This window comes from Dysgonomonas gadei ATCC BAA-286 (assembly GCF_000213555.1).
Classification (GTDB): domain Bacteria; phylum Bacteroidota; class Bacteroidia; order Bacteroidales; family Dysgonomonadaceae; genus Dysgonomonas; species Dysgonomonas gadei.
In genome coordinates, this window is the sequence record NZ_GL891986.1 from 260233 (window position 1) to 281130 (window position 20898).

General features: G+C 37.6%; 20 protein-coding genes. 8 read left to right on the plus strand and 12 right to left on the minus strand.

Going from position 1 to position 20898, the window contains the following annotated elements:
• Nucleotides 1-28 precede the first annotated feature (28 nt).
• From HMPREF9455_RS21420 to HMPREF9455_RS15095, 10 genes are all read right to left on the minus strand, one after another.
• On the minus strand, nucleotides 29-205 hold the full coding sequence (locus HMPREF9455_RS21420) for a hypothetical protein (RefSeq protein WP_157256607.1): 177 nt from the start codon (nucleotides 203-205) through the stop codon (nucleotides 29-31).
• 89 nt (nucleotides 206-294) lie between these two features.
• Complete coding sequence (locus HMPREF9455_RS21255; RefSeq protein ID WP_006800585.1) at nucleotides 295-486, minus strand: hypothetical protein; 192 nt, start codon at nucleotides 484-486, stop codon at nucleotides 295-297.
• Between the two features lie 80 nt (nucleotides 487-566).
• A complete protein-coding gene (locus HMPREF9455_RS15060) occupies nucleotides 567-1103 on the minus strand; it encodes a Crp/Fnr family transcriptional regulator (RefSeq protein ID WP_006800586.1) in 537 nt (178 codons plus the stop codon).
• A gap of 251 nt (nucleotides 1104-1354) precedes the next feature.
• Nucleotides 1355-1690, minus strand: coding sequence for a hypothetical protein (locus HMPREF9455_RS15065; RefSeq protein ID WP_148401910.1), 336 nt, complete (start codon nucleotides 1688-1690; stop codon nucleotides 1355-1357).
• A gap of 71 nt (nucleotides 1691-1761) precedes the next feature.
• Nucleotides 1762-2898, minus strand: coding sequence for an efflux RND transporter periplasmic adaptor subunit (locus HMPREF9455_RS15070; RefSeq protein ID WP_221408054.1), 1137 nt, complete (start codon nucleotides 2896-2898; stop codon nucleotides 1762-1764).
• The gene (locus HMPREF9455_RS21665; protein ID WP_006800590.1) at nucleotides 2895-4100 is read right to left on the minus strand and encodes a TolC family protein; all 1206 of its coding nucleotides are present in this window, start codon (nucleotides 4098-4100) and stop codon (nucleotides 2895-2897) included. Before HMPREF9455_RS21665 ends, HMPREF9455_RS15070 begins: the two co-directional genes overlap by 4 nt.
• The gene (locus HMPREF9455_RS15080; protein ID WP_006800591.1) at nucleotides 4084-7227 is read right to left on the minus strand and encodes an efflux RND transporter permease subunit; all 3144 of its coding nucleotides are present in this window, start codon (nucleotides 7225-7227) and stop codon (nucleotides 4084-4086) included. The genes HMPREF9455_RS21665 and HMPREF9455_RS15080 overlap by 17 nt, the downstream gene beginning before the upstream one ends.
• Before the next feature lie 154 nt (nucleotides 7228-7381).
• On the minus strand, nucleotides 7382-8767 hold the full coding sequence (locus HMPREF9455_RS15085) for a HAMP domain-containing sensor histidine kinase (RefSeq protein ID WP_006800592.1): 1386 nt from the start codon (nucleotides 8765-8767) through the stop codon (nucleotides 7382-7384).
• 2 nt (nucleotides 8768-8769) lie between these two features.
• A complete protein-coding gene (locus tag HMPREF9455_RS15090) occupies nucleotides 8770-9435 on the minus strand; it encodes a response regulator transcription factor (RefSeq protein ID WP_006800593.1) in 666 nt (221 codons plus the stop codon).
• Nucleotides 9436-9686: 251 nt separating this feature from the next.
• Nucleotides 9687-10376 (minus strand): VIT1/CCC1 transporter family protein, encoded by a 690-nt coding sequence (locus HMPREF9455_RS15095; protein ID WP_006800594.1) that lies wholly within the window; start codon nucleotides 10374-10376, stop codon nucleotides 9687-9689.
• A gap of 126 nt (nucleotides 10377-10502) precedes the next feature.
• Between HMPREF9455_RS15095 and HMPREF9455_RS21140 the strand changes: the two genes are divergently transcribed.
• The 6 genes from HMPREF9455_RS21140 to arsM all read left to right on the plus strand — a co-directional run bounded on the left by HMPREF9455_RS21140 (nucleotide 10503) and on the right by arsM (nucleotide 14459).
• Nucleotides 10503-10598, plus strand: coding sequence for an AraC family transcriptional regulator (locus HMPREF9455_RS21140; RefSeq protein WP_395858108.1), 96 nt, complete (start codon nucleotides 10503-10505; stop codon nucleotides 10596-10598).
• Nucleotides 10599-11320: 722 nt separating this feature from the next.
• Nucleotides 11321-11641 carry an ArsR/SmtB family transcription factor gene (locus tag HMPREF9455_RS15100; RefSeq protein WP_006800595.1) on the plus strand — a complete coding sequence of 107 codons (321 nt, stop codon included), beginning with the start codon at nucleotides 11321-11323 and terminating at the stop codon, nucleotides 11639-11641.
• Nucleotide 11642: 1 nt separating this feature from the next.
• Nucleotides 11643-12107: a GNAT family N-acetyltransferase gene (locus HMPREF9455_RS15105; RefSeq protein ID WP_006800596.1), complete on the plus strand. Its 465-nt coding sequence runs from the start codon at nucleotides 11643-11645 to the stop codon at nucleotides 12105-12107.
• Between the two features lie 74 nt (nucleotides 12108-12181).
• Entirely contained in the window at nucleotides 12182-12607 is a 426-nt protein-coding gene (locus HMPREF9455_RS15110) for an arsenate reductase ArsC (RefSeq protein WP_044216449.1), read from the plus strand.
• Nucleotides 12600-13634: an ACR3 family arsenite efflux transporter gene (gene arsB / locus HMPREF9455_RS15115; RefSeq protein ID WP_044216401.1), complete on the plus strand. Its 1035-nt coding sequence runs from the start codon at nucleotides 12600-12602 to the stop codon at nucleotides 13632-13634. Before HMPREF9455_RS15110 ends, arsB begins: the two co-directional genes overlap by 8 nt.
• A gap of 15 nt (nucleotides 13635-13649) precedes the next feature.
• The gene (gene arsM / locus HMPREF9455_RS15120; protein WP_006800599.1) at nucleotides 13650-14459 is read left to right on the plus strand and encodes an arsenite methyltransferase; all 810 of its coding nucleotides are present in this window, start codon (nucleotides 13650-13652) and stop codon (nucleotides 14457-14459) included.
• A 97-nt stretch (nucleotides 14460-14556) separates the two neighbouring features.
• On the opposite strand, the gene HMPREF9455_RS15125 is transcribed toward arsM, so the two are convergent.
• Together HMPREF9455_RS15125 and HMPREF9455_RS15130 are read right to left on the minus strand one after the other, a co-directional pair.
• Complete coding sequence (locus HMPREF9455_RS15125; protein ID WP_006800600.1) at nucleotides 14557-16554, minus strand: BCCT family transporter; 1998 nt, start codon at nucleotides 16552-16554, stop codon at nucleotides 14557-14559.
• Nucleotides 16555-16596: 42 nt separating this feature from the next.
• Nucleotides 16597-17709 carry a hypothetical protein gene (locus tag HMPREF9455_RS15130; protein WP_006800601.1) on the minus strand — a complete coding sequence of 371 codons (1113 nt, stop codon included), beginning with the start codon at nucleotides 17707-17709 and terminating at the stop codon, nucleotides 16597-16599.
• A 465-nt stretch (nucleotides 17710-18174) separates the two neighbouring features.
• Between HMPREF9455_RS15130 and nhaA the strand changes: the two genes are divergently transcribed.
• Both nhaA and HMPREF9455_RS15140 read left to right on the plus strand, forming a co-directional pair.
• On the plus strand, nucleotides 18175-19503 hold the full coding sequence (nhaA, locus tag HMPREF9455_RS15135) for a Na+/H+ antiporter NhaA (RefSeq protein WP_006800602.1): 1329 nt from the start codon (nucleotides 18175-18177) through the stop codon (nucleotides 19501-19503).
• The gene (locus HMPREF9455_RS15140; RefSeq protein ID WP_006800603.1) at nucleotides 19503-20897 is read left to right on the plus strand and encodes a TrkH family potassium uptake protein; all 1395 of its coding nucleotides are present in this window, start codon (nucleotides 19503-19505) and stop codon (nucleotides 20895-20897) included. Before nhaA ends, HMPREF9455_RS15140 begins: the two co-directional genes overlap by 1 nt.
• Nucleotide 20898 lies beyond the last annotated feature (1 nt).

Below are 20898 nucleotides of genomic sequence, written 5' to 3' on the forward strand. Positions count from 1 at the left end.
ATATATTTGGCACTGTCCATTTATATAATTAACTTATGTCTTTTTTCTTCCATCCTAATCCTTTCATCATCAATGAAAATCGGGTAGTAATATGAATCAATATAAATACTATCATTACAAGACCAAGCCTATAATGCCACATCCCGATAGAGGAATTTCCACCTTCAAGAAATAAAATAAGAATAATCCCCGTAATCGTCTCCATTAAAAATAATACAGACAAGACTATTGTAACTTTGCTTTTTTTCCCTATCCCACTTTTTATAAAGTTTCTATACCATGCCCAATGTGCCTTTATGTGGAATCCTCCGACAGTAAGCGATAAAAATCCTGTAATAATGCCCAATACTCCCAGAGATCGTGATTGCTGGTATGTCCTGCTACATGTAGTTTCACCCCACTGTATATCAAGAGTAGAAATACAGGTATTAGAATTAAATCAATAATAAATATAGATTTTCCTTTTGTTAATGATATTTTTCTCATTCAGCCGATCTTTAAGTATTATAAATACAAAGGTCGGTAAGTGAAAAGGATTAAGACGATAACAATTGTAAAGAAATGAATTAAGTTCGCCTGTTTCTGATTCTGCTTAACGAAACGGGAGTTATGCCAAGATAGGATGCAATGTAATGTTGAGGAACTCTTTGCAATATATGTGGGTATTCTTTTAACAATTCCTCATATCTCTGTTGGGGAGTATTCTTTATACGTGACAGAAAGAGTTTTTGATAGGTGTGAAATCTATCTATTATTTTGTGTTCGTACTCTTGTTTGGCTTCCGGTCTTTTATTTACCAGGTCATAGAAATCTTTCTTACTGACAGTCCGAATTGTAGTAGGTTCTATACTCTCAAGAGAAAATAAACTAGGTTGTCCTGCGTACATACTATCAAATGAAGCAACGATACTTTCTTCAAAAAAGAATTGAAAAGTAATGTCTTTTCCCTCATTATAGAAGTATAGTCGTAAGCAACCTTTCTCAATATAATAGAGATTCTTGGCAACCTCTCCTTCGTTTAATAAAACCGTTTTTGAAGGTATTGTCCGTTGCTCGAAAGAATCTTTTATTCCGCTCCAAAATGATAACGTTATATGAGGCATAGATTTATATACATCTTTAAATCAAAAGATATAAAGTTAGTAAATATTTTTGTAATTCATGCTAAAACAGGGAATTGCCTCCCTGTCTTCAATTTATGTTACAGTCACTCAAAATAAGTTTCGTCTAATCTGCCAATACTTTACAATTAAAGAAGAACTCAAAATAAAAATCTCATACACTATAAATAGCGATATGCCTCTCTAAGATATCTTACCTAAGCTCTTCTACGAGCTTTATTTATAAGCTTTCTCTATCTTCCCAACCCTTTTTGTTGTTTTGGCTCTTTGATCTTTACCCCAATACTCTGTAAAAACTTCTTTTTCTGCTCCCTGAACCAATCCACATAATATATATCGTCAATCGCCAAACACTGCTTTTTCTCCTTATCCCGAGCAATAGAAACTACCGCCTCTTTCGCTTCAACGTTTTGCTTATGTTCTGGTGAATACAACTCTCCCGAATATGCGGCTTTCTGTCCCGACAATATCTGTTTCACAATTTGAAGTGGAATTTTTATTGTTTCGCATAGGCGTACAATAAACTCAAAATCCTTTAGAGCAGGCATACTTTCAAATAATCTATCCATTTTAGTTCGCTGGCTATCATTCATTCATCATCTTCTACCGATGCTTCAGTTACTATAAGACTTCCTTCTATTTACATCACATCATACACCCCCTTAACCAAAACTTTACTGTCAGAACTTATTTTATTGTCAGAAGTAATTTCGATCCAATCCCCATTCCGTTCGCCTATTTGAACTAAGGTCTTTCGGAAAGTATAATTTCCCTCTTTTTCTGATTCCAACATTAACAAGAAATGACTCCCCTCTTCTATTGCAACCGCATCGAATGGAACGCTCAAAGCATTTCGAGAATCGGCTACAATTCGGGCTTCTACAAACATTCCCGTCATCAGCTTTTCTTTTGCGTTATCATCTAATGTGGCATATACATTTATAATCCGGTCTTTTCCTTCTATCGATTTACCTATCTGAGATATACGGGCTTCAAACTCATCTGTCGAAACCTGTGGTATTACAAACTTTATCCTTTGTCCTGTTTTCAGATTGAATATATCTTTCTCAAATACAGCCAATTCTAAGTGCATTGCTTTTGTATCCACAATTTCCATCAGTACATCGGTAGGAGATATTGCCATGCCAACATTGATATTAATCAGTGTTACATCGCCCGAAACAGGAGCATATACCGTGATTGAGGAAGCTAACTTTCCTTGCTCTACCTGTGAAGGATTGATACGGAGCATATTCAATTTCTGCCGAAGGCTTTCGTGGGTCGCTTTGGCACGTTTATATTCACTCTCTGCTTCCAGATATTTCTTTTGAGACGATATTTTTTCTTCAAACAAGGTCTTCTGCCTTTCGTATTCCGATTTTAGATAGCTCAATCGGCTGCTTATTTCCATATACGATTGCTGCATATCGATATACTCAGGACTTTCTAAGGTCAGCAGAGCTTGCCCTTTCGTTACTTTACTACCTACTAATAATGAGGTAGATTTAACGAAGCCAGCTACGAACGAAGTCACCTTTGCTCGTTTCTGAGGAGGAACATCTATTTTCCCCGATGCTCGTACTACAGCATCAAACTCATGTTCTTGCAATGGGGCTATTTCCATATTCATAGAGCTAAACTGCTCTTTTGTAATCTCTATTAAAGAATTATCTTCCGACGAAACAGACTCTTCTCCAGTCGATTTCTTTTCTCCTTCGCACGAACCTAAAATGCCAATTGCCAACGCAAATAATATATAGGAATATTTTTTCATCATTCATTAAAATTAAAATAGTGTAACTCCAGATAAGATGTATTGTAAGCAAGGACATTATTCAGATAATCGACCTCTATACTAATCGCATTTTCCATACTTTGAATGTACTGAAAAAAGTCAATCTCGCCATTTTTGTAGCTCATATTAGCGGTCTTGATGATTTCTTTCGATAGCGATTGTCCATTCTCGGTATAATATTTAATCATTTCTCGGTGTTGGTTCAATTCGGCTTGCTTTTGCATATAAAAACTCTCCATCTTTATTTCACGGTTGTTACGCATGGCTTCCCAACTTTGTTGCTCCAACTTGGCCGTTTTACGTTTCGATAGGTTTCCATTGAAAAATAAAGGGATGGCTATGCCAATCTGGAAACCATTTTGTCGGTATCCCAAATTCTTATTTGTTCCTGTAAATAATTCAATGCTCAGGTCGGGTAGCCAATTCTGGTTCTGCAACTTCAATTGTGACGAATAGGTATTGCTTGTCGTTTCCAAATATTTCTTATGCAACTCTTTCCCAATGCTTGCATTTTCGAGATACAATAAACTCAGCCGGTCGTTAACTACCTGAAAATTCTCTTCACTTTGTACCAACGATTTCAGTTGTTCATAAAATGCCTGTTTCTGGCTTTTCAACTGAATCAGAGTCGTATATATTTGCTTCGACTTAGCTTCTGCCGTAATCTTTTCCAGATAATTACTCTCTCCCAATTCGAATTTTCGGCTGCCTGCTTTCGAGAAGGCTGAATACAAACTGTCGAGTTCCGTATACATCTTTTCCTTATTCTGCGTATAAACAATTTGCTCATATACAAGAGAAATATCCAATATCAGTTTATTCTTTTGTATTTCGTACAAAGCCTTATTCTGTTCCCATTGCGATTTGTAGACGCTACGTTTTGCTCCATATACTGTAGGGAAAGAAAAGGTTTGCTCAACGCCGAATACCTTCAATGCTTTATCATTCGGAGCCATATTATTTTCATCGTATCCATAATAAACAGTCGTCTTATCTATATCGAAAGCCGTTCCGATATTGGCCTTTGACGATTCGGACTGCAACTGATACGAACTTAATTCTTTATTATTGGCAAGTGCCGTTTCAATCAGCTTATTCAACTCGGAATTATTATCTTGCGAATAAACCATTGAGCTAAATGCCAATAAGCAACCAAGCACTATATTTTTAAATATCTTCTTCATCTTTCGTCAGATTTTTGTCAAACATTTTGAAAAGAATAGGCAGGACTATCATTGTAAGTAGCGTAGCCGTAAACAATCCGCCAATAACTACCGTTGCTAACGGACGCTGTACTTCTGCCCCTGCTGAAGATGAAATAGCCATCGGGAGAAAGCCAAGTGCTGCCGCTGCTGCTGTGAGGGTAACAGGGCGAAGCCTGTCGACAGTTCCTTTTAGTATCAATTCGTCTACATTTTTCATCCCTTTGTGTTTCAGATCTTTTAAGTGTTCTACCAATACAATTCCATTGAGTACAGCTATACCGAATAGGGCAATAAAGCCAACTCCTGCCGAAATGCTGAATGGCATTCCCCTTATCCATAACAATAATATACCACCTACTACCGACAGGGGTATGGCAGTAAAGACAAGCATGGTTTCCCGCATCGATCCAAAAGCAAAATACAAAAGAACAAAGATGAGACACAAAGCCACAGGCACGGCTATCTTCAGTCGGGTAAGGGCATTCTGCATATTTTCGAACTGTCCGCCATAGGTCACGGTATATCCGGGAGGAAGATTAATCTCAGTATCAATAATTGCCGAAATATCCTTTACTACACTTTCCATATCACGATTACGCACATTGACGCCAATTACCACACGGCGTTTGGTATCGTCACGCGATATTTTGGCAGGACCTTCGGTATATTCCACTTTCGCCAGCTCTCGCAATGGAATCTGTCCACCATCAGGGAGCGGTACATACAAGTTTTTTAAGTCTTCAATATCATTACGCAGATTTTCTTCCAAACGTATTACCAAGTCGAAACGGCGTTCTCCTTCAAATACATTCCCTACGGTTGTTCCGGCAAAAGACAGGGATACAATATTGTTTATGTCCGAAATATTTAAGCCGTATTGGGCTATGCGTGTGCGGTTGTATTCTACTGTCATTTGTGGCAGACCGTCTATCTTTTCCACAATAATATCGGCAGCACCTTCTACGTTGGATATAGCTTGTTTTATCTGTTCTGCTTTTTCAGCTAGTATTCCTAAATCCTCTCCGAAAATCTTAATCGCTACATCGGAGCGTGTACCCGAAATAAGTTCATTGAAACGCATCTCGATAGGCTGTGTAAATTCGATTTCCATATTTGGGATGGTAGCTTCCAGCTCGTCTTTTATTTTATCGGCCAATTCATCTTTCGATTTGGCTGATACCCATTCGCTTTTTGGCTTCATTTTCACTATAATGTCGCTTTCTTCCATCGACATCGGGTCGGTAGGCACTTCGGCAGCACCGATACGGCTTACTATTTGGTCTACTTCGGGGAATTTATTCAGTATTGTTTTTTCTATTAAGGTAGTGGTTTCGATGGTTTTGGCAAGGGATGTCCCTGTTTTCAAGACAGGCTGAATTACAAAATCGCCCTCGTCCAACTGTGGTATAAATTCGCCACCCATGCGAGTGAATATTACAATAGCCAAAACAAGCAAGGCAACTGCTCCGGCTAACGTTTTTTTTGTATGCCTCAATGCCCAAGTAATGACGGGCAAGTAGCATCTTGTTAATAGTCTGATAATGCTAACAGATATTCCGTTTCTCTTTTGTTGTTGTGGTTTTATAAGCAGAGAAGAAGCTACCGGAACATAGGTCAAACATAACAACATAGCTCCCACAAGGGCAAAGCTAAATGTTAAAGCCATCGGTCTGAACATTTTCCCCTCTACTCCCGATAGCGAAAGAATAGGAATGAAAACAATAAGGATTATCAATTGCCCGAAGATGGCGGAATTCATCATGGTAGACGAACTCCCTAAGGTGATTCTGTCTATTTCTTTTTTTCTATCAGCTGCAGACAGATGAGCTAATTTGGAAGCGTTTGCCGTCATTTGTGCCGACACAAATTCGACTATAATAACAGCTCCATCTATGATGATACCGAAGTCGATTGCTCCCAGACTCATCAGATTAGCATCAATGCCGAATATTCGCATCAGTGAAATAGCAAATAACAGAGAGAGAGGTATAACAGATGCAACAACAAGCCCTGAACGGAAATTGCCTAATAACAGAACGACTACAAATATTACAATCAGACATCCCAAAATTAGATTTTCGGCAACTGTGAAAGTAGTTTTGGCAACAAGTTCGCTTCGTTCTAAAAAAGCATTGATGTACACGCCTTCGGGCAAGGCTTTCTGCACTTCATCCACCCGTTCTTTTATAGCATTGATGGTTTCTTTGGAGTCCGCTCCTTTGAGCATCATTATCTGACCAAGCACTTTTTCGCCCTCTCCGTTACCGGTAATAGCTCCGAAACGATTGGCACTACCAAATTGTACAGTTGCAATATCTTTTACGAGAACAGAGATTCCGTCTACATTCTTCACAACGATGTTTTCGATGTCCTCTATGGAGTTTATTTTTCCCTCTCCACGAATGAAATAACTTTGATTGACTTTTTCGATATAAGCCCCTCCCGCCACACTATTGTTTTTTTCCAATGCGGTTACTATTTCTCCTGTGGTAATATTCATTGCCTTCAATCGGGATGGATTGATAGCTACTTCGTATTGTTTGAGATAACCTCCCCATGTATTGATTTCGACTACTCCGGGAATGCCCGATAGTTGCCGCTTTACAATCCAATCCTGTATGGTACGCAAATCGGCAACCGAATATCTGTCCTTAAATTCAGGTTTTACGTCTAATACATATTGATAGACCTCTCCCAAGCCGGTGGATATGGGTCCCATTTCGGGAGAGCCAAAGCCTTCGGGAATAAGTTCGGATGCTGTCTTTATCTTTTCGGCTATCAATTGGCGGGGAAGATAAGTCCCCATGTCTTCGTTGAAAACAATAGTTACAACAGACAGACCAAACTTAGATATAGAACGTATTTCCTGCACTCCGGGCAGATTAGCCATTTCCATCTCGATGGGATAGGTAATAAACTGCTCAATATCTTCAGTCGACAGATTGGTAGAGGTGGTAATGACCTGTACCTGATTGTTTGTAATATCGGGAACGGCTCCGATGGGTATATGGAATACGGAATAAATGCCATATAGAAATATGACTGCCGTAAAAAGTAAAACAATAAGTTTGCGGTTAAGACTAAACCGTATAATTTTTTCTAACATCTACCTTTATTTTTTAAGGTCTCAGACCTATTTATTATCCACCTAAGCATAACATTCACTGCTTGTTATGACTTAAAATATGATATTAAATCCTTTCTTTTACTTATAACAAGCAAAGGTAGAGATATGTTAAAGGAGTTTCCTTAAGATTTGCTTAAGATTGAGGTATTTGTAGTTTGACAGTAGTTCCTACACCTTCTTTACTATTTATTTGGATCTTGATATTTAACAGAGAACAGAATCTTTTTACGATAGGTAATCCCAAACCAAAACCCTTGATATCGGCATGGTCTGTAGAACGATAGAATTTATCAAAAACCTTCTCCAAATCTTCTTCGGAAATACCTATTCCCTTATCTGCTATTTCGAGGAGTATGGTATTGTCTTCCGCTTGCACATTTATGTCTATCTCGCTGTCCCGGTGCGAATATTTGATGGCATTGGAAAGGATATTATGGATGATGGTAGAAAGTAAATATATATCCGTTCTGAAAGGAATATCTGTGGATGAAATATTTGTTAGAATACGCATGTTTTTTTGCTGCATATTTCTTTCAAGGTATTTCAGGCTTTCATCAACAATCATTTTAATGTCAGTGTTCTCCCATTTCAGCGATTGTTTCAGATTCTCATATCGGGTAAGGATAAGAAGTTCATCGACCAAATGGTTCAAACGATCTACTTCCTTAATGCAATAGTTCACTTTCTCTTCGTATTCTTCTTGTTGGCGTGGCTTCCTGATAAGGACTTCGAGTGTTCCTTTCAGCACAGCCAAAGGTGTCCGAAATTCGTGAGAAGCATAGGATGTAAAAGACTTTTCCCGTTCGATGGTCTTTTCTATACGGTCGAGGAGTTGGTTTATCGTATCGGAAAGGACATAAAGTTCGTCTTTGTTATGGGGTAAAGGAATACGGGAAGTGAGATTATCTTTGGTAATACGGTTCGATGTGTCAATAATTTCATTGATGGGTTTGATACTCCTACCTGCTATAAATCGAGCGACAAAGAACAAGATTATCAAAATAAAGGGATAGGTAGTGAGTAGTATACGACCTAATGTCTCCAATACAACTTCAGAGCCTTCCCGTGCCACTGCAACTAACAGATGCCCGACTCTTTCTCCTCTTTCATTCAGAATAGGAACTTGCACCTGCCTGATTCTTTTTTCAGCAAGTTCGCCATCGAAAAAAACATTATCATTTTGCTTCAGATCGTATAAGAGATGGCTTTCTTTCAGATTGGGAGATTTGTCGATCAGGTTTCCATCAATATCGAGAAACTCGATAAACACCGGATCAACGCCCACCGTATTGTGTTCGCGTTCCATCCACTCTTTGTGTCTTTTCAGAGCAATCGTTCCATTTTTCACTTCTACTTCCTGCGAGTGGCGATCGACTTCTGTTTGCAGGTCATCATTCAGATGATTGGATACACCGATTTCTACCACTATAAATATAGTAACAAATACAATCCCAATCAGTAGTGCTGTTGTGATTATATAATTGAGTGCTATCCTGTTTCTGAAAGAAAAATTCTTCATATTTATTCGTTGGCAATGTATCCTACACCTCTCACCGTCTTGATATATCCGTTGTCCTTATCCAAATTTAGTTTTTTGCGTATAGCGTTGATAAACACGTCAATTACCCCTGTGTCGTACTCGAAGTTTATTCCCCATACTTTTTCTATTATTTCATCTCTCTTGCAAACATTTCCTTTGTTCTTTATCAGAAATTCGAGTAGTTCGAACTCACGATGAGTAAGAGCAATATCAGATGCTTCTATTTGTACTTCGTAGGTTTGTGAGTTTAGAGAAATATTACCCAATGTAAGAATGCCTTGCTCTATTGAGTTACGAAAATGGATTTTTATGCGTTCCAACAGTTCTTCGAAACTAAAAGGCTTTTTGATATAATCATTTGCTCCGCATTGTAGTCCCTCGATAGTATCTTGCACCGTATCCCTTGCTGTTAAAAACAGAATAGGGATGTTTATATCTTCCTGCCGAATAGCCTTGCAAACATCTATACCATCCATCTTGGGCAATACCCAATCGAGCAGAATCAGGTCGGGCTTTTCCGTTCGGAAAAGCTCTACTCCCTGTTCTCCATCAACGGCAATGGAGATACTATACCCTTCCTCTTCTAATCCTTGTTTGAGAAAGGTATAGATTCCGGGCTCGTCTTCTATGATGAGGATATGTTGCATAATGACGTAAAGATAGAAAAAAATAGACTAAAATGACTCCATTGTATTATCTCTGGTATTGCTTGGTTATTTTAGACTCAAATACCTGCTTGTTATTTTTTATAAAATCCGAAGTAGAGACAACGAGATATTCGTTTAGAGCAATACTATCTATTGGTTATGAATTTGATACAATCTTTGGGAGCCCCCAATATTATACTATTTCATTGCGAAGAATTAATATGTAGTTATTTGTAGTACAGTTGTTAAATTCACGATGTTTGAACCCCGAAAATATAACCCACTAAAGCGGTCATAAACATTGCTACAGTTCCCCAAAAACAAATTCTCCAAATTGACTTATAGATGCTGGAACCTCCCATTTTTGCAGCTATTGCACCCGATAAAGCCAAGAACATTATAGCAAATCCATACTGATAAAAAACCATTCCTTGTATTGGGGCTAAGGCAGCAACAAGAAAAGGAAGTATCCCTCCCGAAATAAAAGAAGCTGCAGAAGCCACTGCAGCTTGCAGTGGATTTGGCTTAGTCATATCATTAATGCCCAATTCATCCCGTGCATGGGCTTCCAATGCATTATACTTCATTAATTGCTTAGCAACATCGAATGCTAAATCTTTATCTAACCCTCGTTTTTCATAAATGCCTGCCAATTCTTGCAACTCTTGTTTTGGCGTGGCTTCCAACTCCATCCTCTCCCTATTGAGATCAGCTGTCTCCACATCAGTTTGCGAACTTACGGATACATATTCTCCGGCAGCCATAGAGCAGGCTCCTGCAACCAATCCAGCTAAAGCGGCCAAAATAACAGAATGTCTCGAAGCATTAGCTGCAGCAACCCCGATAACAAGACTAGTAGTGGATAAAATGCCATCGTTTGCCCCCAGAACAGCAGCTCTTAACCAGTTGGTGCGGTTTGTATAATGACCTTCGTGATGCATTAGATTTTATTTGAATCAACATCTATAATAAACAGTTCAAATACAGATATTGTTTTGCTTAATGATTAAATCTATATATCATGTCTATAATCTCTGATATTAACTATCATAGGGAAAAGGCGGCAGATATCAGAAGAACTTAACTTTCCCAACCCCTCGTTTTTCAGACGGTTCTTCAAACAGTATGTGGGCATGACTCCTCTACAATATAAGAATAGCTGAGTTTCGGCTCAGCTATTTTCTTTTTAGTCTTTCAACAATAATGCCTGAATATGGAATGATCCAATATTCTCAGTCCCTATTTTTTGCATGAAAGATCAATTAGATATTTTTTTATACAAAAGTCTTTATTACTTTTGCAATATGAGTTATCTGACTAGTAAATGATCGCAAACCTCAGTCAGAAGAACCGTTACTAAATCGTTACCTCTATAAATTTTGCTATTTGTAATTGATTGATAAAGAGTAGATAAAATCAATAAAACTGCTATTTGAAAGAAATTACCGATTTATGAGGCATTAACAGTGAGCTGACATTTCCGTAGCAAGACATAAGGAAGTATTTTATCAGCTACTAATCAGTAGATTACATACTGAAAGTTTTGGGATGGGTAACGATTTAGAAACGAGCTTGCCTCTTCGATTTGCTTAATTTCCTAACTATATTAAAGAGCAACTTATCTTTTGTAAAGATATAAAATTTTCGTTTTAGAGAACTGAATTTCTTAGATTTTCATCTTCAAATAGAATTTATGTAGTAGTAAAAAAATGATACTATATAGTCAAAGTTAAGATACTAAAAAACTTTTCCTCTTTCGTTACTCTTTGAAAACTTTAGATTAATATCTGGATATTTCTCTCTAAGATAATTTACAAAATAAACATTCGCAATATTACGAATTTAAATTATATTCGTATATTTACGAACAATAAATATCGAGTCTATGTCAAAGAAAGAATTAACAGCGGATCAGGAACAATTAGCCCGTTTTGCGAAAGCATTGGGACATCCCATTCGTATTGCCATACTTGAAATGCTTGCCAATCAATCATGCTGCTATCATGGTGATATGTCAGAGGTGTTACCGATTGCTAAAAGCACGTTGTCACAGCATTTGAACGAATTGAAAGATGCAGGATTAATTCAGGGGACAATTACATTGCCTACTGTAAAATATTGTATCAACAGCGAAAACTGGAATAAGGCCAAAGAACTGTTTGGTGGCTTTTTTACTCAATTACAGAAAACAGACGATATTTTCTGATATGATGAACATCAGGTTTGCAACAAAAAAAGATATTCCTGCCATTAAGGAATTATTTCGTTCAACTATCCTTTCAGTCAATTTAAAAGACTATACACCTGAACAGGTCGAATGCTGGGCTGCAAGAGGAAAAGACACTAGTGTATGGGAAGAACGGATAAATGAGCAATACTTTATACTTGCTGAGGAAAACGATACAATATTAGGGTTTGCAGCCTTAAAATTGTCAGGGTATTTAAATTCTATGTTTGTTCATAAGGACTATCAGGGCAAAGGTGTTGCATCATTCTTACTTAAAAAGGTTGAAGAATATGCACGGATGAAAGATATTTCAGAAATAACTGCTGATGTCAGTATTACGGCCCAACCTTTCTTCTCAAAAAAAGGCTATGTTATTCTGGAACAACAGACCGTTTGCATTGGTATTTCCATGACAAACTATAAAATGTCAAAAGTTTTATCCTGATATTTTTTTTAAGACACATATTCGTTATTCGACGAAATAGGAACTGTTAGTGTAAATACGAAATCATGAACAATATGAGAATTTTAATTCTATGTACAGGAAATAGTTGCCGCAGCCAGATGGCTCATGGATTTTTACAATCATTCGATCCTTCATTGTCTGTTTATTCCGCAGGGACAAAAGCAAGCGGAAAAGTAAATCCAAAGGCAATAGAAGTCATGCAGGATGCAGGCGTAGATATTTCACATCATACATCCGATAGTGTAGAGCAATATATGAATGACGAATGGGATTATGTGATTACTGTTTGCGGAGGTGCAAATGAAAGCTGTCCTGCATTCTCGGGAAAAGTAAGGAACCGTCTGCATATAGGCTTTGACGACCCTTCCGGAGCTACGGGAACAGCCGAATTTATTCAATCCGAGTATATCAGGGTAAGGGATGAAATCAAAACAGCATTTTACGAACTATATACAAGCAAGATAAAAGGTCATGAGTAAAAAGAAGATGAGTTTCTTAGATAAGAACTTAACCCTTTGGATATTCCTTGCAATGGCTATCGGTATAGGGTTGGGATATTTTATACCGTCTTTCAGTGGTTATATAGATTCCATGTCGAGAGGGACAACAAATATTCCTCTGGCAATCGGACTTATTCTGATGATGTACCCGCCATTGGCAAAAGTAGATTACAAACAACTACCTAAAGTTTTCAAGAATGTCAGAATACTGACTGTCTCATTAGTCCTGAATTGGATTATCGGACCTACCCTAATGTTCTTACTTGCCATTCTCTTTTTGCATGACTATCCCGAATACATGGTTGGGGTTATTCTGATAGGTCTTGCACGGTGTATTGCAATGGTGCTTGTTTGGAACGATTTGGCAGAAGGCAATACGGAATACGGTGCGGGATTAGTTGCCCTGAATAGTATTTTTCAGGTATTTTTTTACAGTTTTTATGCGTGGATATTTGTAACTAAGTTACCGCCGTTATTTGGCTTTGAGGGTGCAATTGTGGATATCTCCATAGGAACAATTGCCGAAACAGTTGCTATCTATTTGGGAATACCTTTCCTGATGGGTATTTTAAGCCGTTTGATATTGGTAAAATTAAAAGGGGAACAATGGTATAAGGATAAGTTTATCCCTGCAATTTCACCAATTACCCTGATAGCGTTATTATTTACCATAGTGTTAATGTTTAGCTTCAAAGGGGAACTGATTGTACAAATACCGTTGGATGTCGTGCGTATAGCCATACCGTTACTAATCTATTTTGTAGTCATGTTCTTCCTCTGCTTCTTTGCAGGTAAAATGATGGGTGCATCTTATGATAAAAATGCTTCAATCGCATTTACAGCCACAGGCAATAACTTTGAACTGGCTATTGCAGTTGCAATAGGAGTCTTCGGCTTGCATAGTGGACAGGCTTTTGCAGGCGTAGTAGGCCCATTGGTTGAAGTGCCTGTACTTATCCTGTTGGTAAACATTGCCTTTTGGTCCAAAAAGAAATATTATAAATAAAATAACACTTTTAATATGAACTCGAACGAAGAAAAGAAAGCTTTAGTAAAGCAGAGATATAGCGAACTAGCATTGAATAGCGATGCTCTAAAGTCAGGTTGCTGTTGTGGAACGAGTCCTGCTACTCCTTCAAAAAAGGTCTTTACGATCATGAGCGAAGATTACAGCGGGCTTAAAGGATATGAAGCCGATGCTGATTTGGGTGTAGGCTGTGGATTGCCTACTAAGTATGCAGGTATTAAAGAAGGTAATACAGTTTTAGACTTAGGCTCAGGTGCGGGTAACGACTGTTTTATAGCCAGGGCAGAAGTCGGAGAAACAGGAAGAGTAATCGGCATCGACTTTTCGCTACAAATGATAGAAAAGGCACGAAAGAATGCGACTAAAAGAGGATATACCAATGTCGAATTTATCGAAGGAGATATTGAGAATATGCCTTTGCCCGATAGTTCCATAGATGTTGTAGTAAGTAATTGTGTGTTGAATTTATTACCCGAAAAAAATAAAATCTTTAAAGAAATATATCGGGTACTGAAAGAAGGCGGCCATTTCTGTATTTCTGATGTTGTCCTGAATGGTGTATTTCCAAAAGAATTTACGGATAATGCTTCCATGTATGCGGGTTGTATAGCCAGTGCCATACAAAGAGAGGATTATTTGGGTGAGATAGAGAAAGCTGATTTTTCCGATATTAAGATTGAACGGACAAAAACTATTGTCATTCCTGATGAAGTCTTACAGGAGCATTTGGATGAATCGACAATAGCCAAATACAAAGCAGGTAATGTCGGCATTTATTCGATTACTGTGACAGGAATAAAATAGCAAAGTTTAAAGAAAGAGATTGCAAATAAATAGATTCAGGACGATCATTCCTTCCTGAATCTATCAATTTATTCACAGCCTTCTTTTTCAGGTTTATCTACTTGTCAATAATAAGCAATTCGTTTTTATCATCAGAGATGAGACTTATAAATCTTTCATATTCTCTGAGGACATCAGCTATCACTTCCTCTTTTGTCATATACTGTATATCATTTCCTTTACGCCCATCATTAAAATAGGTAATCGGGATATAAGGCGTTTCCATATCAACATTCGGAGTATTCTCTTCTTCTATCATATACTCCGAGATCGTTTGAGGTTCAGCAACGACACCATATCGGAAATTTCGTATTTTATCATGCCTTATGAATAACTCTATGGATAGAGGAGTGTTTTTACCAGTTATTATTTCAGCTTCAATATCATTTTCGGATAACTCTTGCTGAAGTTCGCCGAATGCTTCTTTTACCGTACCATTCAAAAAGTCCTTGACATCCCTCTTATGGGAAAATGTAAGAATTCTGTTCAGCCGATCCTTCCATCTGCTCCCGTCCCATGCAATACTACCATAGGGCAGTTTGGTATTATGAAATAAATGATCGATTTGCAAAGCTTTCCATAAAGAAAAACATAAGAGTAGCATACTCAAACCAAAGGGTAATGCGGAAATGAGAGTCATCGTCTGCAGTGAGGCCAGACCTCCTGCCCGAAGCAGTGTAAGAGAGAGAATGATGAGCAGTACACCCCAAAATATATTTTGCCACTTCGGCGAGTTCTTTTTATCACCGGATGCTATACTGTTCATAACCAATATACCGGAGTCTGCCGAAGTAACAAAGAAAACCCCAATCATCAAGATTGCTATTATATTCAATAAGCCTGTAAATGGAAAATATTCAAAAAAGCGAAACAGGAGAGTATCCGGATCGTTCGCCAATAGGCTCAATTCTCCATTTGCTACGAATTTATCCAGCCAAACACCACTACTGCCAAATATAGTCATCCATAAGAAATTGAATAAGGAAGGAATCAGTAGTACAGCTATAATAAACTCACGTATGGTACGCCCTTTCGATATACGTGCAATAAACAACCCAACAAACGGAGACCATGATATCCACCAGGCCCAATACATAATTGTCCAGCCCGAGAACCAGCCCTGAGCTTCTGTTTCATAGGCAAAAGTATTGAAGGTCAGATTTGTTAAATTACTGATATAATAACCGATACCTTCACTAAAGGTGCTAAGTATATATATTGTTGGTCCTGCAATCAAAATAAATACCATCAGAATAAAAGCGAGAGACAGATTCAGTTCACTTAATCGCTTCACACCTTTATCTACGCCTGTAAAAGCTGAAAAGATAGCGATACCCATGACTACAATAACGATAATAGCCTGAAATGTAAAACTGTTCTCTGACACCAATCCTATACTTTGCAATCCTGCATTTAGCTGTACAACACCAAATCCCAAAGTTGTCGCAATTCCGAAAAATGTACTGCACAGCGCAAAAGTATCTACAATATTTCCGATTGGACCATATATTTTATCTTTCAACAAAGGATATAAACCGCTTCGTATTGCCAACGGCAATTTATAACGATAGGCAAAATAAGCCAGTACTAATCCCACCACAGCATATATGGCCCAGGCATGTATTCCCCAATGGAAAAAAGTGTATAATTGGGCTTCTTTTGCTCGTTGAAGCGTATCGTCTATAGCCGGATTTGCATAATGAGACATTGTTTCTGCCACACCGAAATACATAAGCCCGATTCCCATACCGGCTGCAAACAGCATTGCTATCCATGAAAAGAAGCTATACTTAGGCCGGGAATTATCCGAACCTAAGCGAATATTGCCAAGTTTACTTAAAGCTATAATAATAAGAAACAGAACGAACAAAGTTACCATCAATACATAAACCCAACTCAGGTTGTTAAAAAAATAGGTTTTCACAACCGACAGAGATTTATTGGCTTGTTCAGGGAAGAAGCCACAATAAAGGGATACAAAAAGTATAACAATTAGCCCTGGTAGAGCAACTGATTTGGTTAATGTCGTTCGAAAAGGTAATTTGCTTTTTATCATATTATATATTGTTTTATTTTTACTTGTTGTAATGTGTTGATTTTAAAAATAATATCCGATATTTATATTAAAACGGCTATTCCATCTGGCATTATCGCTACCTTGTGCAAGTCCTTCTCCAAAGTTGCTCGTAAGCCATGGGTGATTCTTTCCTATAGCCATATCTATGTATGTGTAAATAGGTCCCGAAGCAATGGATACTCCGGGTATTAAATGATGAGTATTGTTATATCCGGCTCTACTTTTGTCAGCTATTGAGTAATCTACATATGCTTCTATACTTTTTATGAATTTCCTTTTTATAGGAATAGTATATGATATTCCTGCCAGGTATACAAATCCTTTGCTTGCCACATCATAAGGAGAGCCATAAGCAGCCATTTGTACGGCATCTAAAAGTTCTCCTTTGTCATTTTGAGATTTATAATTATACCCAATAATTTCAGCCTTTAAATTCCATCTTCGATAATTGAATACTGAGTGTATCGCCCAGGACAAGTTCCATTTCCTTTTATTCAAGGTCTCATTATAGATACTACCCAACTGTCCGGATAAGCCAACTTCTGCGATCTCTGTCAATTGATAACATATACGCATGTTAAATTGGTCTAGTTCGCGGATGGAAGCTTTACTTCTGTTAGCTCCAGTAAGCCCTGTTGTGGGAACAACAGCATATGAAAAACGGCTGTTTCCTACAGTATTATCTTCATACTCTGAACTTAAGAAACCTTTTGGTGCAGCCTGTCTGAAATATGCCATATCAACAGATAGCTTCTCGATCTTGTATTCAGCACCTATGCCGGTTGCGTAAGTATCTTCCAGTCCCATATAATATGGAAGTTGGAACCACCAAGAATGAGATGCAGACGGCGCTATCCCAAATGGTTTTTGAAAAACTCCTAATTTTGCATACCAACTATCATTTAACCTGTATCCAACATAGGCATGATGTATAAAATGTGCTTTTGATCCGGGATAAAGCCTATATTGAAAACTTAAATCAAAATCCTCATATCCTGCATCTACTGACAAAAACCATGTATCTAATTTAATATAAGAATCTAAAGGCCTAGCAGCAGATTCATAGTTTTCTGAAGCAATATTAAACCGTACAGCTCCACCTATTTTTATAGTTTTTTTTTTGAGGCTCCCCATCCGATGCCCCAATATTAAGATTGGAAGAAAAAAAGATATAAATAATAACGGGAACAAATCTTGACATGTTTTTCTAAATAAGACTATTTAATTCATTATGGTAGAGAAATAAAAATATATGCTAAATAAAGCATCTAAAATATACCTCAATAGCAGAACTCATCATTACAAATGATATAAATAGTTCCTCGGTCATATAAGATTAAAAAAAGAGTTCAGGATATAGAAAGAAAGGTAATAGACTAATAATAAAACCACTCCTGAACAGTACCGGATTTTCCGGTATTAGGAACAAAAGTAGTAAAATTAGAGCTTGGTTAAAAGTTAATTTATGTTTAATGGCTCATTATAAGTATGCTATGCCTATTAAAATAGAGTTAATCGGTAATATTTTTTCTAGTCGAAAAAAATAAATTATTTTTGATGTTTATTAAAATATTCAACATTTCCATAAAATCCAGATAGATGACAGGAGAAAAAAAAGAAGCTATCGATAAGGTGGTTCAACCCATTCAGCGATTTATATTACAGGAAAAGGCCGGAGGTATAGTCCTCGGGCTGAGTGTTATCATTGCTATGATCTTAGCTAATTCCCCATGGTCGGAAGACTATTTTCATGTATTGGAGCATAAACTGGGATTTATATTTGATGGCATTCCATTCTTTGAATATAGCATTCATCACTGGATCAATGATGGGCTGATGGCTGTTTTCTTCTTTGTAGTGGGCTTAGAACTCAAAAGGGAGATTGTAGGAGGAGAATTATCCAATCCGCGTAAAGCCCTTTTGCCTATCGGTGCAGCAATCGGCGGTATGCTCGTACCCGCACTTATCTATATTATCCTGAATCCATCCGGAGAAGTTCATCACGGATGGGGAATACCGATGGCAACCGATATTGCTTTTGCTTTAGGTGTTTTGTACCTATTGGGGAGCAAGATACCATTATCGCTGAAAGTATTTCTTACAGCACTGGCTATTGTTGATGATCTGGGAGCTGTCTTGGTTATTGCATTTTTCTATACATCCGATATTTCATTCATGAGCCTTGCTATTGGTTTTGGCTTTGTTCTTATTATGTTCGTTGGCAATAAAATGGGTGTGCGGAGTATTGTGTTCTACGCCATATTTGGTATTCTCGGAGTGTGGACATCTTTTCTCTTATCAGGAGTACATGCTACAATAGCTTCTGTTATTGCCGCCTTTATGATTCCTGCGGATGTGAAAATAAGAGAGAATCTATTTGTGGAACGGATAAAGAACTATCTGAATAAATTCAGGGAGGTTGATCCTAAAAACGAAATTCCGACACTTACAAATGACCAGTTGCATTTGTTGGAAGAAATAAAAATAGATACCAATAAGGCGATCCCGCCATTGCAACGTTTAGAACACCGAATGCACCCTTTAGTCACATTTGTTATCATACCGATATTTGCTTTGGCTAATGCTGGAGTCTCTCTTAATATTGATTTTGATCAACTATTCAGTACGAATATAGCTTTAGGAGTAGCTTTGGGATTACTGCTAGGTAAAGTGTTAGGTGTCGTTGGTTTCACTCTTTTATTGATAAAGCTGAAAGTAGCACCCTTCCCTCAGGGAATGAATGTACGTAACCTGTTTGGTTTAGGTTTGCTGGCATCTATCGGCTTTACTATGTCGTTATTTATCACATCGCTGGCCTTTTCTCATCCCGAATATATGGTACAGGCTAAGATCGGTATTTTTGCAGCTTCTATCATTGGCGGAGTATTAGGATATATCACATTAAGCCGTTCCGTAAAGCATAAATAATGTTATCCCGAATAAAATATATAGGATTAAACCCGGCTCGCTTATTTGTTCTCAGTTTTTTAGGACTGATTCTTATCGGGACAATTCTACTGTTATTACCGGTATCCACAACAGGGAGCATCAGCCTGATAGATGCTCTTTTTACAACAACGAGTGCAGTTTGTGTAACAGGTCTGGTAGCAGTGGATACAAGTAAAGATTTTACATTGTTCGGACAAACAGTCATCATGGTCATGATTCAGGCCGGCGGTTTAGGTATATTGACTTTTGCCAGTTATTTCAGCTACTTCTTTAAGGGAGGCTCGTCTTATGAGGATCAATTAACGATGGGTAATATCTCTAACATAGAGAAGATTGATGAAATTTTTAAGACGTTAAAGCGGATATTAATTATAACAGTTGGTATTGAAGCTGTCGGGGCTTTCTTTATTTTTACTAGTTTAAACCCTGATTTAATTCCATTATTAGGTGACCGGATTTATTTTTCAGTATTCCACTCCATATCTGCTTTTTGTAATGCAGGATTTTCCACATTGCCGCATGGTATCATGGAAAACGGATATGTGGATAATTACAGATTACAATTGAGCCTGATATTTCTTTTCGTTCTCGGAGGATTAGGATTCCCTATTGTAATCAATTTGTTGAAATACCTGAAACATTTAATCCGCAGAACATTCTTACAGATTTTCAATCATAAAAAAGATGTTTACAAGCCTTGGGTGATGAAACTGGGAAGTAAGATAAATCTGGTTACAACTATCTCTTTAATTGTTATCGGAACCATCCTTATTTTTATCAACGAGTATAATAATATACTGGCTTCTCATCAAGGAATCGGAAAATTCGTTACGGCATTGTTTACAGCGACAACACCTCGTACAGCCGGATTTAATTCAATCGACTTTAATCAGTTGCATTTATCCTCCTTGATTATTATAATCATCTTGATGTGGATCGGTGCTTCTCCTGCATCAACGGGGGGAGGTATAAAAACCAGTACATTTGCAATAGCCGTTCTGAACTTTATCAGTTTAGCCAAAGGGCGAAAGAATATTGAGGTATATAGTCGGGAGGTTTCCGAAACATCCATAAGACGTGCTTTTGCGGTGATGACACTTTCTGTTGTTGTTTTAGGGATAGGCTCATTACTTATTTCATATTTTGATGAAGGCTTACGGTTATTAGATATTATATTTGAATCGGTTTCGGCGTATAGTACAGTCGGGCTGAGTCTGGGGATAACTCCCGGTTTAAGTTCTGCCAGTAAACTGGTGCTGATAATACTGATGTTTATAGGACGTGTAACAACACTCACGCTGCTTATTGCTTTCTTTAAGCAAGTGAGGATGTCTAATTATACTTATCCATCGGAGGAGATACTGATTAATTAAA